Source organism: Streptomyces sp. NPDC046859 (genome assembly GCF_040645135.1).
GTDB lineage: Bacteria > Actinomycetota > Actinomycetes > Streptomycetales > Streptomycetaceae > Streptomyces.
Genome location: NZ_JBEYXR010000026.1, coordinates 62741 through 74884 on the forward strand (window position 1 = coordinate 62741; position 12144 = coordinate 74884).

Annotated in this window: 12 protein-coding genes; 4 read left to right on the plus strand and 8 right to left on the minus strand. The window is 74.4% G+C overall.

All coding sequences use genetic code 11. The features are described 5' to 3' along the window. Positions 1-83: 83 nt before the first annotated feature. Together ABZ899_RS29680 and ABZ899_RS29685 are read right to left on the minus strand one after the other, a co-directional pair. Positions 84-542, minus strand: a complete 459-nt coding sequence (locus ABZ899_RS29680) for a hypothetical protein (RefSeq protein WP_361351773.1) — start codon at positions 540-542, stop codon at positions 84-86. Then, positions 542-1768 (minus strand): molybdopterin-dependent oxidoreductase, encoded by a 1227-nt coding sequence (locus ABZ899_RS29685; RefSeq protein ID WP_361351776.1) that lies wholly within the window; start codon positions 1766-1768, stop codon positions 542-544. Before ABZ899_RS29685 ends, ABZ899_RS29680 begins: the two co-directional genes overlap by 1 nt. A gap of 183 nt (positions 1769-1951) precedes the next feature. Here ABZ899_RS29685 and ABZ899_RS29690 point away from each other — a divergent pair, with 183 nt between their 5' ends. Both ABZ899_RS29690 and ABZ899_RS29695 read left to right on the plus strand, forming a co-directional pair. After that, positions 1952-3259 carry a hypothetical protein gene (locus tag ABZ899_RS29690; protein ID WP_361351878.1) on the plus strand — a complete coding sequence of 436 codons (1308 nt, stop codon included), beginning with the start codon at positions 1952-1954 and terminating at the stop codon, positions 3257-3259. Between the two features lie 139 nt (positions 3260-3398). Beyond that, positions 3399-4148: a DUF4142 domain-containing protein gene (locus tag ABZ899_RS29695; RefSeq protein WP_361351779.1), complete on the plus strand. Its 750-nt coding sequence runs from the start codon at positions 3399-3401 to the stop codon at positions 4146-4148. A gap of 33 nt (positions 4149-4181) precedes the next feature. Here the strand turns inward: ABZ899_RS29695 and ABZ899_RS29700 are convergent, their stop codons facing one another. The 6 genes from ABZ899_RS29700 to ABZ899_RS29725 form a co-directional block, all read right to left on the minus strand. Next, positions 4182-4763, minus strand: a complete 582-nt coding sequence (locus ABZ899_RS29700; protein WP_361351782.1) for a hypothetical protein — start codon at positions 4761-4763, stop codon at positions 4182-4184. An 863-nt stretch (positions 4764-5626) separates the two neighbouring features. Further along, the gene (locus ABZ899_RS29705) at positions 5627-6373 is read right to left on the minus strand and encodes a PP2C family serine/threonine-protein phosphatase (RefSeq protein WP_361351785.1); all 747 of its coding nucleotides are present in this window, start codon (positions 6371-6373) and stop codon (positions 5627-5629) included. Between the two features lie 125 nt (positions 6374-6498). Then, positions 6499-6906, minus strand: a complete 408-nt coding sequence (msrB, locus tag ABZ899_RS29710; protein ID WP_361351788.1) for a peptide-methionine (R)-S-oxide reductase MsrB — start codon at positions 6904-6906, stop codon at positions 6499-6501. A gap of 13 nt (positions 6907-6919) precedes the next feature. Then, a complete protein-coding gene (gene murC, locus ABZ899_RS29715; protein WP_361351791.1) occupies positions 6920-8311 on the minus strand; it encodes a UDP-N-acetylmuramate--L-alanine ligase in 1392 nt (463 codons plus the stop codon). 89 nt (positions 8312-8400) lie between these two features. Further along, the gene (locus tag ABZ899_RS29720) at positions 8401-8856 is read right to left on the minus strand and encodes an indole-3-glycerol phosphate synthase (RefSeq protein WP_361351794.1); all 456 of its coding nucleotides are present in this window, start codon (positions 8854-8856) and stop codon (positions 8401-8403) included. A gap of 225 nt (positions 8857-9081) precedes the next feature. Next, positions 9082-9888 (minus strand): pyrimidine reductase family protein, encoded by an 807-nt coding sequence (locus ABZ899_RS29725; protein ID WP_361351797.1) that lies wholly within the window; start codon positions 9886-9888, stop codon positions 9082-9084. Positions 9889-10022: 134 nt separating this feature from the next. On the opposite strand from ABZ899_RS29725, the gene zapE reads away from it, so the two are divergent. Next, complete coding sequence (zapE, locus tag ABZ899_RS29730; protein ID WP_361351800.1) at positions 10023-11132, plus strand: cell division protein ZapE; 1110 nt, start codon at positions 10023-10025, stop codon at positions 11130-11132. 427 nt (positions 11133-11559) lie between these two features. Next, complete coding sequence (locus ABZ899_RS29735; protein ID WP_361351803.1) at positions 11560-12138, plus strand: carbonic anhydrase; 579 nt, start codon at positions 11560-11562, stop codon at positions 12136-12138. Positions 12139-12144: the final 6 nt, after the last annotated feature.

The following is a 12144-nucleotide window of genomic DNA, read 5'->3' on the forward strand; positions in this document are numbered from 1 at the left end:
AGTGCGGCACTTGACGCGGTACGCCGAGGGGCGGGTGCGGTGAGGGCCATTTCTACAGATGGCCGACAGGTGGCCGACAGCTTTCAGGCCCCGGGCCGCCTTCCCAAGCGCGGCCGGCGGTGGCGCAGTGCGTACACCGCCGCGGAACCCCCGCACAGCGCGGCCGTGATCAGGAGCCAGTGGGCGAGGAAGCCGTCCGGGGACAGGCCGGTGGCACGGGCGTAGCGGTCCGCGACGCGGCCGGTGATCAGCGGGAACCACACGAGCAGGAGCAGCAGCGACAGCGCGGCGGGCACCCGGACGTACATCGTGCGGGCGCGGTGGCCGGAGCGTTCCATGCCCCGCAGCAGCGCGCGGTCCGCCGCCCCGTACAACGGCACGAGGACGATGTCGTGGAGGACGGCCGCGCCCACGAACCACAGCGCCACCGCGAACGGGTCCTCGGCGAGGAGCCGCACCCCCGCGTACGCCGTGAGCGCGAAGGAGCAGGCGAGCAGGAGCAGCCGCAGGGGGCTGCCGAGGGGCGGGCGCAGCCGGCGCATCACAGGTCCTCGAAGGTCAGCCGCGCCACCCACTTGGTGTTCAGCACACCGGGCGCGGCGGGCACGATGACCCGGGCCGGATACCCGTGGTCGGGGGTGAGTTCGCCGCCGTTGACGGCGAGGGCGAGCAGGCTGCGCGGGTCGGCGACCTGGTCGGCGCGCAGGGCCGCCCGCCGGAAGGCGCCGTGCCGCTGGAGGGACTCCACCAGGACGTCGGGCGGGTCCCCCTCGTCGCCGGCGAGCGCCGCGAGGTCGCGCAGCCGCACCCCGCGCCAGCGCTGGTCGGAGGTGGACCAGCCCTCCACGCAGGCGATGGGCAGGGCCGCCTCGTGCTGCGGCAGGGCGAGCAGGTCGGCGCGGGAGAGGCGGACGGTGCGGCCGGTGCGGCCCGTCACCACGAGCCGCCACGCCTCCTCCGACGTGTCGGCCGCGCCGATCCCGGCGTACCGGGCCGTCTTGTTGATCTGGAAGGCGCCCGGGCCGCTGCCCGGTTCGGCGCCGCCGTGCGGGGCGAGCAGGGCGGTCCTGCGCGGCACCCCGTCGAAGTTCTGCCCCACCGTGGTGGCGAACAGCAGAAGGGAGCCGCCCCCGACGAACGCGAGGGCGCCGCGCCGCGAGACGGTCGGCTCGGCGGGCGCGGGCGCCGCCGGGCCGCCGGACTCCTCCCGCAGCCCTCGCAGACCACGCCGGGCCGCGGGCGCCCTGAGCAGCACATGGACGGCGAACGCGGCGAAGAAGACCCACGCCCCGTAGAAGTGCAGCGGGTAGAAGGACCCCGGGAAGACGTAGTCCAGCTGGATGTTCAGCACGCCCGTCACGAACTCGAACAGGGCCCCGCCGACCAGGAACAGCAACGAGAGGCGTTCCAGCGCGTGCGTGAGGGACCGGGCGGGCGGCAGCCGGAACAGCAGGGGGACGACCGACCACAGCTTGGCCAGCAGCACGGGGATCAGGGTGACGCCGAGGGTGACGTGGACGCCCTGGTTGAGCCGGTACAGCCAGCGCGGGCCGGTCGGCCACGGGAAGAGGTAGAAGCCGAGGACGCCCTTGCCGGGGGTCTTGTCGTTCACCGGCGACAGGTCGGGGTTGTAGGCGGCGTACGACAGCAGCCCGGTCACGAACAGGACCGTGATCCCGCCGAGCAGGACGACGCCGAGCACCGACGTCAGCCAGGGTCCGCGCAGCGGACTGCGCCAGAACGAGGAAGCGAACGGGGACCGTGCCATGTGCCGACCGTAGGCCGCGGCGGCCCGTCGGAGCCCGAGGCGAACCATGACGGTTCGCTGACGTCCCCGCTTGTCACACGGGGGGCGGACCCCTGGGCGTCCTAGCGTGCTGACGTGACCCGTGATCTCCCCCCCGAGACGCCCGAGAGCCGCCCGGCCGCGAGCCCCGGCGACCGCCGCGCGCTGCGCCGCGACCTGTACGCGGCCGGCGCCGCCGTGCTGCTGTTCGCGGTGGCGGCGGTGGTCGGGACCTTCGTCGAGCGCCGCGACGGCACCCTCCACGTCAACTGGCCGCCGCTGCTCGCGACCTGGCATCCGCACGCCGGTCCGGGCACCCCGGCCGCGCTCCTCGTCGCGGTCGCGGTGGTGGCGTACGGACCCGCCCTGGCCGCCCGGCTGCCCTGGCGCCGGCTGCTCGCGGCCGTGTGGGGGGCCGGCCTGGCCTGGACCTGGTCGCTGGCGCTGGCCGACGGCTGGCAGCGGGGTGTCGCCGGCCGGCTGACGACACGGCACGAGTACCTGCGGGCCGTCGGCCGTTTCCAGGACATCCCGGCGACCCTGCGGGACTTCACCGGGCACATCCTGCTCGGCACGCCGGACCACTGGCCCGCGCATGTCGCCGGGCACCCGCCGGCGGCCACGCTCACCTTCGTGTACCTGGACCGGGCCGGTCTGGGCGGCGGGGCCTGGGCGGGGGCGTGGTGCATCACCGTCGGCACCACGGCGGCGGTCGCCGTCCTCGTCGCCGTCCGCGCGCTGGCCTCCGAGCGGCACGCCCGGCGCGCCGCGCCGTTCCTCGTCCTGGTGCCGGGCGCGGTGTGGCTGGGCACCTCGGCCGACGCGTACTTCGCGGCGGTCGCGGCGTGGGCGCCGGCGTTCCTCGCGCTGGCGGTGACGGGGCACCGGCCCCGCTCGGCCGGCCTGGCCGCCGGGCTGTCGGCCGGCCTCGCCGTATATCTGTCGTACGGGCTGACGCTGCTCGTGGTGATCGGCGCGGCCGTGCTGTGGCTGGGGTCGGCGCGCGTCCGGGCGCTGCCCTTCGTCCTGGCGGGGTGCGCCGTGGTGCCGCTGGTGTTCACGGCCTTCGGCTTCTCCTGGTGGGAGGCGTACGGCCTCCTGGTCACCCGCTACCACCAGGGCGTCGGCGGCGACCGGCCGCAGCTGTACTGGGTGTGGGCCAACCTGGCCTGCCTGGTGGCGGTGGTGGGGGTGGCGGTCGTGGCGGGCCTGCGGCGGGCCGGGGCCGTGCCGCTGCGCCGGGCGCGCACCGACCCCGACGGCCGTCTCGGGGTGCTCGTCCTGGCCGCGCTGGCCGCGCTGCTCGTCGCCGACCTGTCCGGGATGAGCAAGGCGGAGACGGAGCGGATCTGGCTGCCGTTCGCCCTGTGGCTGCTGCCCGCGACGGCGTTCCTGACCGGGGCCCGGGGCTGGCTGGCGGCCCAGGCGCTGGTGGCCCTGCTCGTCAACCATCTGCTGCTGACGGGCTGGTGAGACGCCGCGGCAGCGCGGGCTGGGGGCTGTGTGACGCACGCCGCATCAGCGGATCGCAAGTTTTTTCCCGTAGCGGTGATTGTTCTCGCCGTCCCGTCCGTACCTCTGGGAGTACGAGCCGTTCACATCTGGAGGCACGATGCCCGTCTCGCGCCGCATGGTTGGCACCGTCTTTGTGGGAGGCGCCCTGATCCTGACCCTCTCCGCCCTCGCCTACCCCGCCATGCTGGGTGTGCAGACCACATCCGCCAGCCAGGACCGCGTCATCGCCAACACGCAGTGGGGGCCGCTGACCGAGGCGGACCGTGACTTCGTGGTCAAGGTGCGCGCGGCGGGGCTCTGGGAGCACCCGCTGGGCATGATGGCGATGCAGCGGGGCACGACCCCGGCCATGAAGGAGGCCGGCCAGCACCTGGTGGTCGGTCACGCCCGTCTCGACCTCGCCTGCCGCAAGGCCGCCGCGCAGCTCAACATCACGCTGCCGAACCAGGCGAGCCCGCAGCAGCAGCAGTTCGTCGCGACGGTGGACTCCAAGACCGGCAAGGAGTTCGACTCGACCGGCGTGGCGATCATGCGGGTGACGCACGGCCAGATCTTCCCGGTGATCGCGAAGATCCGGGCGAACACGCAGAACACCATGGTGCGTCAGCTGGCCGACCTCGCGAACGACACCGTTCTCGACCACATCACGATTCTGGAGAAGACGGGGCTGGTCAACTTCGACCAGAACAACTTCCAGCAGACCACGCCCCCGAAGCTGCCCGCGGACCAGCTGACGCCGCCCCCGCCGCAGCCGGGCGCGCCGATCCTGACGCTCAGCATCCCCAAGGGCCTGGAGAACCTGGACACCAGGTCTCCCACGGCGCTGCCCAGCGCGGACGTGAAGTGACCGGGTGCCCCCGCCGGCCGGGGGCACCACGGCTCAGCCGGTCTTCCAGCCCCACGGGGTGTCCACCCGCTCCCACTCCGCGGCCCACTGCTCCAGCCGCCGCCGCTCCATCACCAGGCGCACCACCCAGCCGGCGCCCAGCACGAGACCGGCCGCGCCCGCGCCCGCGAGCAGGCCGCCGGAGACGGCGTGCAGCGTCGTCTCGGCCCCGGACAGCGGTTCGTTGACGACGATGCCGTGCCGGTCCGTCCACACCTGGACCTGGCCGCCGGCCTTCGCCTTCGGCGGGACCCGCGCCTCGTCGGTGCGGATCGTGCCGTCCGGCTCGGTCCAGCGGACCTTGGCCCACACCAGGTGGTCACTGGTCACGCGGCCGGCCGCCGGGTCCTCGGCGTCCCGCACCAGGACGGCGGTCACCTGACGGGTCTCGGCGCGGACGCGTCCGGCGGAGCGGACGACAGCGTCCGCCGCCGCGAGGCCGGCGAAGACACCGCCCAGCACAGCGAGCAGCCATACGCCCAGGACCACCCACGCCTCGATGACGTCGCTGCGCCGCTTCAGCGGATTGGGCCGCCACCGCCACAGCCGGACCTTCGTGCACTCGGACGCCGCCATGCCGACACCCCCTTGAGCACCGACAGCACCCCTCCAGTGTGCGCCCATTCACGGCCCGCCGCACTCACCCGAGCGGCCCTCGCGCGCGGCCCTCGGGTCGGTCGGCCCGCGCTGCGGCGGACGGGTCCGGCGTACCGCTTCTCCGGCTCCGGATCGCCCTCGTAGCAGCCCGGCACATCGGCCGAGCCATGGACCGGCGGATGCTCCCCGGCGGCGAGGAGCAGGGCGGACGCCCGGGCGGCAGCACGTCAGGGGGCATCCCGGGGGCGCGTCCGCCCGCCCCGGCCAGGGCCGTCGGCCCGCCCCGCCTCGCCCCCGAGCCAGAACCGGCGCCGTCGTCGCCGGGCAGCCGTCCGTCGCCGCCCGCGGTGGCGCCGCCGGCCCGCCCGGTGACGCGCACGGCGACGGCACCCGTACCGGCGATGACGGGCGATCCCGTCGGCGGGGCCGCCCGGCGCGGAGGCGAACGCGACCCCGCCGTCGCTGTGATCTCGACGGCAGCGGCCGTGATCCCCGGCTGGTGCGGCACGGCGGTGAGGGCGGCGTGCGCGCGGCTGCCCGGGTTCGCCGGGCGCCGGCCGGGAGGCACCGGCGAAGCCGCCCGCGACGCCGCCACCCGGCCGCGCGGCTCCGGTGGAACGGCCCCGGCCGGCGCGGCGGTGAGACGGCCGGTGAGTCCGGCCTCGGGCACGGTGAGCGCGTTCCCCGGCCCGCCGTCGCCCTCGCCGAGGGGCGCGCGGCCGGAGGCGCCAGGGCGGCCAGGGTGCGGGTGCCCCCGGCGTCCACGCCGACGACGTACGCGGGCGCACCGGCCGGGCCGCCGCCCCGTTCCGACGCGGACGGGGGACATGGGGTGTGCCGCGCTACTCCTCGCCGAAGCGCAGGACCGCCACCGTGATGTTGTCCGGCCCGCCCGCCTCGATCGCGGCCCGCCACAGCTCGAAGACGGCCCGGCCGTCGTCATGCTCGCGCAGGATCGCGGCCACCGTGTCGGAGGGCACCGGGTCCGTCAGGCCGTCCGAGCACACGACGTAGCGCGTGCCGGCCGCGAGGAGTTCGGTGCTGATGTGCGGGTGGACCTCGCGGAAGGTGGGTGAGCCCCCGAGGCACTGGGTGACCACGGACGTCGTACGGCCGGGCGGGTGCGGCGGGTTGTCGTCGACGCTGACCTGCCGCAGGCCGTCGCCGTCGGCCGCGAGGACCTGGCTGTCGCCCACGTTGAACACGAGCACCGAGTCCTCGCGCACCACCACGCCGGCGACCGTGGTCCCCATCGCGGTCAGCTCGGTCGGCTCGTCGCCGCCGGCGGCCTGGTAGACGGCGCGGTTGCAGGCGTTCAGGGCGTCGCGGACGGCGTCCTCGCTGCCGAGGGCGGGTCCGAGCGTCGCGATCCGGCGCACGACCAGCGAGCTGGCCAGGTCACCGCCGGGATGCCCGCCGAGCCCGTCGGCGACGGCCACGACGACCGGGGTGCCGAGCGGGAAGACCAGGGTCTGCGGGCTCTCGGTCACCGTGGCGCACAGCGTCCACGGCCCGACGGCCAGGCTGTCCTCGTTGCGCTCGCGCAGCAGCCCAGGGTGGCTGAGCGCGCTCACCGCGACATACGGCATGCGGTACCACCGCCTTCCGTACCGGGCGCACCCCCGGCAAAGGGGCCTGCTACGAGTCTAGGAAGGTGCACCGCCCGGGCGCACGCGCGGCCGGGGGCCGGCCCCCCGGCGCGCGCGCCCCGCCGTCAGCCCTCGGCCGGCGTCAGCCGCAGCGAGATGCTGTTGATGCAGTACCGCTGGTCGGTCGGGGTCTGATACCCCTCGCCCTCGAAGACGTGCCCCAGGTGGGACCCGCACCGGGCGCAGCGCACCTCGGTGCGCACCATCCCGTGCGAGCGGTCCTCGATCAGCTCCACCGCGTCGGTGTCCTTCGGGTCGTAGAAGGACGGCCAGCCGCAGTGCGACTCGAACTTGGTGGTGGAGGTGAACAGCTCGGCCCCGCAGGCGCGGCAGGAGTAGACGCCCTCGGTCTTGGTGTCGGTGTACTCACCGGTGAAGGCGGGCTCCGTACCGGCCTGGCGCAGCACGGCGTACTCGGCCGAGCTCAGTTCCGCGCGCCACTGCTCGTCCGGCTTCTCTACGTCGTACGACATGGGTGTGTGCCCCTCACTTCGACAGGCGGTCCAGGATGAGCGGGCCGAGGTCGGTGACATCGCCCGCGCCCATGGTGAGAACGAGATCACCGGGCTTCGTCATTCCCGCGACCAGCGAGGGAACCTCGCTCTTGTCGTGCACGGGGGTCACGTCGGCGCCGGCCGCGCGGGCGGCCTCGACGACCAGCTCGCTGGTGATGCCGGGGATCGGGTCCTCGCGGGCCGGGTAGATGTCCAGGACCAGCGAGGCGTCGGCCAGGGCCAGGGCCTCGCCCATCTCCTTGCCGAGCTCCTGGGTGCGGGAGAAGAGGTGGGGCTGGTAGACGACCAGGATGCGGGCATCGCCGGCGGCGGCCCGCATGGCCTGGAGGTCGGCCGTCATCTCGGTCGGGTGGTGGGCGTAGGAGTCGATGACCTGGGCGCCGGCGGCCTCGCCCTTGAGCTGGAGCCGCCGCTTCACGCCGGTGTACGCGGCGATCGCGGGGGCCAGCTCGGCGGCCGGGACGCCCAGCGCCGCGCCCGCCGCGAGGGCGGCGACGGCGTTCAGGGCGTAGTGGCGGCCCGGGACGGAGACCGTGAAGGTGAGCTCCTGCCCGTCGAGGAGGACGGTGACCTCGCTCTTGAGGCCCTGCGGCACCACGGACAGGACCCGCACGTCGGCGTCCGGCGCCTCGCCGTACGTCACGACGCGCGGCCCGCGCCCGGCGACGCGGCGGGTGAGCTCGCGCGCGCCGTCCTGGTCGGCGGAGATCACCAGGGTGCCGCCCTCGGTGACGCGGTCGGCGAACGTGACGAAGGAGTCGTAGATCTCCTCCAGCGACGCGTAGTTCGCGTGGTGGTCGAGTTCGACGTTGAGGACGATCGCGACGTCGGGGGCGTACTTGTGGAAGCTGCGGTCCGATTCGTCCGCCTCGGCGACGAAGATGTCGCCGTCGCCGTGCAGCGCGTTGGAGCCGGGGGCGTCCAGGTCGCCGCCGATGGCGTACGACGGGCGCAGGCCCAGCTCGGTGAGGGAGACGGCCAGCATGGAGGTGGTGGTCGTCTTGCCGTGGGTGCCGGCGACGGCGATCGGGCGCAGGCCGTCCATCAGCGCGGCGAGCGCGTCGGAGCGGTGCACCACGGGGATGCCCCGGTCGGCGGCGCGGGCCAGCTCGGGGTTGTCCTGCCGGATCGCCGACGACACCACGACGCAGCTCGCGTCGTCGGCGAGGTGCTCGGCGGCGTGCCCGATGTGCACGGTGACGCCGAGTGCCCGCAGCGCCTCGGCGGTCGCGGACTCCTTGGCGTCGCTGCCGGCCACCGCGGCCCCGCGCTGCGCGAGGATCTTCGCGATGCCCGACATGCCGGCCCCGCCGATGCCGATGAAGTGCGGTCGGTCCATGGCGGGGGGAAGGCCGGGTGCCATGCGTGTCTCCCAGGAGTGCGATACGACGGTGAGGCCCCAGCCTATTAGCAGGCGGCGGGCCCACCGCCCGGGGGCGCTCGCGGCGTCCGCTACGCCTTGCTGTGCGAGAACAGCTTCAGCACCGGCACGCCCACCTTGTGCCGGGCCCGCGAGGCCCAGTCCCGGTGGAAGAACTCCTCGACGTAGTGCGGGTCGGTCAGCACGATGACCTCGTCCGCCCCGACCTCGCGCACGACGTCCTTCAGCGCGTCCAGCGGATGGTCCTCCAGCAGCCGGCCCTCCGCCTGTGCCCCTGCGGTGCGCAGGGCGGTGAGCGACACCTCCAGGGCGCGTTCGCCCGTGCTCAGCGCCTCCTCGCCCTCGGGGGTCTCGCCCTCGCGCACCGCCTCGTCCAGCTCGCCGAGCGCGATGTCGTCGATGGCGCGCAGCAGCCGGTCGGCCTGCTCGCCGCGCGGCTGGAGCAGCACGTGGAAGGAGACCTCCTCCTCGCCGTGCAAGGTGGTGACGAACTCCACATCGGCGGACGTCAAGGCCTTCTCGATCATCAAAACGCTTGTGAACACCGGCGCCCCTTCTGCGGAAACCATCCTGCCCCGTGCTGGCACGGGGACTGCGAAATGTAGTCTGCCCGGCCGAGGCCAAGCGGAACGATCTATTCCGCCGTTTCCCGGCCCTGGCTCGGAGAACCCCTCTGCCGTTTCCCGGCCCTGGCTCGGAGAACCCCTCTGCCGTTTCCCGGCCGTGGCCCGGAGAACCCCTCTGCCGTCCCCCTACCCTCGCGGCCGCCGGTACCGGCTGAACAGAAAGCCGTCCTCCTCCAGCAGGGAGACCAGCTCGAACCGCCGCGGCACGGCCACCGCGGGTCCTCCGGCGATGCGCTGGGCGTCCCCGGCGGTGAGCATCGGCGAGATCGTCAGACACAACTCGTCGAGCACCCCGGCCGCCACCAGCTGCCCGAGCAGCCGCGGGCCGCCCTCGGTCAGCAGCCGGGTGTGGCCGAGACCGGCGAGCGCACCCACGGCGCGGGCGGGGTCGACGCCGGCGCCGTCACCGGCGACCACCACCCGGGCGCCCGCCCGTTCCGCCTCCGCGACCCGGTCCGCGGGCGCCGCGGCGCCGGTCAGCACCAGGGTCGGCACGAGGGGCGAGGTGAACAGCGGCAGGCCGAAGTCCAGGTCGAGGCTCGCGCTGATCACCGCGATGGCCGGGGCGGGCCCCTGCCCGGCCGCGGCCCGCGCCTCGGCGAATTCGGCTCGCGCGCGAGCCGGGCGGTACCCCTCCTGGCGGACCGTTTCCGCACCGACGACCACGACGTCCGCCAGCGCCCGCAGCGTGCCGAAGACCCGCATGTCGGCCGCGCAGGAGATGGGCTGCGACCGCCCCTCGTGCTGGGCGGCCCCGTCGAGCGTGGACACCATGTTGCCCCGCAGCCACGGGGTGCTCCCGCCGGGTCCCGCGTCGGGGTAGGCGTACGCGGCGGCGAGCTCGGCCAGGCTCCACTCCCGGCCGGCCACGGGTCCGCTTCCCGCGGAGGCATTCGGCGTCGTCTCGTCGGTCACAGGGAACAGGCGTCGCATGGCAAGGAGTCTGGCACGGCACCCGGCCACCGCCCCGCCCCGGCCGCGCACACGCGCACACGCGCACGTCACCGCCGTGGCCGCCGTCCGGGCGGACACCGGGGCGCGCCGGGCAGGCCCTACCATGGTGAACCGTGTCGTCCTCCTCCGCCGCGTCCCAGCCGAGCCCGATAGCCGAAGCGGGCCCGCTCTCCCTGTGCGCCCGCGAGCCGCACGTACCGGCGGACCGGCTGGTCGCCGAGATGGTCCCGCCGCCGCGCTTCGACTCGGTCCGCTTCAGCACCTACCTCCCGGACCCGAACCAGCCCAGCCAGACCGAGGCGGTCCAGGTCCTGGAGTCCTTCGCCGGCGGACTCGGCGGAGCCCACGCGAGCGGCGGCGGCAAGACCCGGCGCGGTCTGCTCGGCTTCGGCCGGGCGAAGGCGCCCAAGGCCCCGGCGGGACCGCGCGGCGTCTACCTCGACGGCGGCTACGGCGTCGGCAAGACCCATCTGCTCGCCTCCCTGTGGCACGCCACCCCGGCCGAGCCGTCCCTGAAGGCGTTCGGCACCTTCGTGGAGCTGACGAACCTGGTCGGCGCCCTCGGCTTCCAGCAGACCGTGCAGTCCCTCTCCGGTCACCGCCTGCTGTGCATCGACGAGTTCGAGCTGGACGACCCGGGCGACACCGTCCTCGTCTCCACCCTGCTCGGCAAGCTGGTCGACGCGGGGGTCGCCCTGGCCGCCACCTCCAACACCCTGCCCGGCAAGCTCGGCGAGGGCCGCTTCGCGGCGGCCGACTTCCTGCGCGAGATCCAGGGCCTGTCCGCCCGCTTCCGCACGCTGCGCATCGACGGCGAGGACTACCGCCACCGCGGTCTGCCGCAGGCTCCGGACCCGTACTCCGACGACCAGGTGACGCGGGCGGCGTACGCCACCGAGGGCGCCTCGCTCGACGACTTCCCCACGCTGCTGGACCACTTGGCACGGGTCCACCCGAGCCGCTACGGCGCGCTGACGGACGGCCTCAAGGCGGTCTGCCTCACCGGGGTGCAGCCGGTCCCGGACCAGTCCACCGCCCTGCGGCTGGTGGTGCTCGCCGACCGCCTCTACGACCGTGAGGTCCCGGTCCTGGCGTCGGGGCTGCCCTTCGACCGGCTGTTCAGCGAGGAGATGCTGAACGGCGGTTACCGCAAGAAGTACTTCCGGGCCATCTCCCGGCTGACGGCGCTGGCCCGCGACGCGCGGGGGCTCGTGGCCGGCTGACGGCCGCCTCGGCGCAACCCTCCGGCGCACAGCGGGAGTTCAGGCCATATCACCCTCTCCTTCGAGGCGCTTCGCGGTGCAGGGCGCCAGGTTGAGCTTGCAAACAACCTCGCAGGGTTACCTTCTTTCTTGACCAACGGTTGACCAACCGTTGGTCAACACATGAGGTGTGGACCGGCTGGAAGGGGGCGCATGTTCCGAGGTGAGACGACCCGGACCAGGCTTTCGCTCCCCGCCGCCGTCCGGTCCACGCCCCCCTTCTTCGCACCCGGCGTCTTCTTCGCGCCCGCGCACACGGGGCGTGAGGCGAAGGCCAGGACTCACCCCGGGGGCGACCTCCCCCGGGCGGTGCGGAAGGCGGTCCCCCCACCTCTGTCACGCACACCCCGACGCGCCGGCCGAGGCGCGCCAGGAGGAGTCACCACACATGCAGCCCCTGATCGACAACGCCCGTCTGTTCGGACAGCGCCCTGAGGAGTTCGCCGCGCTGGCCGCAGGACAGTCGCCCCAGGTCCTGTTCATCACCTGCTCCGACTCCCGGGTCGTACCGGCCCTGATCACGGGTGCCCGGCCCGGCGAGCTCTTCGAGCTGCGCACCGCGGGCAACATCGTCCCCCCGTACGGCTCCGGGCAGCCCACCGGCGAGGCCGCCACCATCGAGTACGCCGTGGAGGTCCTCGGCGTCCGCGACATCGTGGTCTGCGGCCACTCCCACTGCGGAGCGGTGGGCGCGCTGGTGCGCGGCGACGACCTGGACGCCGTCCCCGCCGTCCGCGACTGGCTGGCGCACGCGGCGCCGCCCCCGGCCGGCACCCCCGAGGACCCGGAGGTCGCCGAGGGCGTCCAGGCCCATGTGCTGGCGCAGGTGCTGAGGCTGCGCTCGTACCCCTGCATCGGGAGAAGGCTGGAGGCGGGCCGGCTCAGCGTGCACGCCTGGTACTACGAGGTGCACCGCGGAAGCGTGCGGGTCCACGACCCGGCGACCGACTCCTTCGAGGCGCTGTGACCGCCC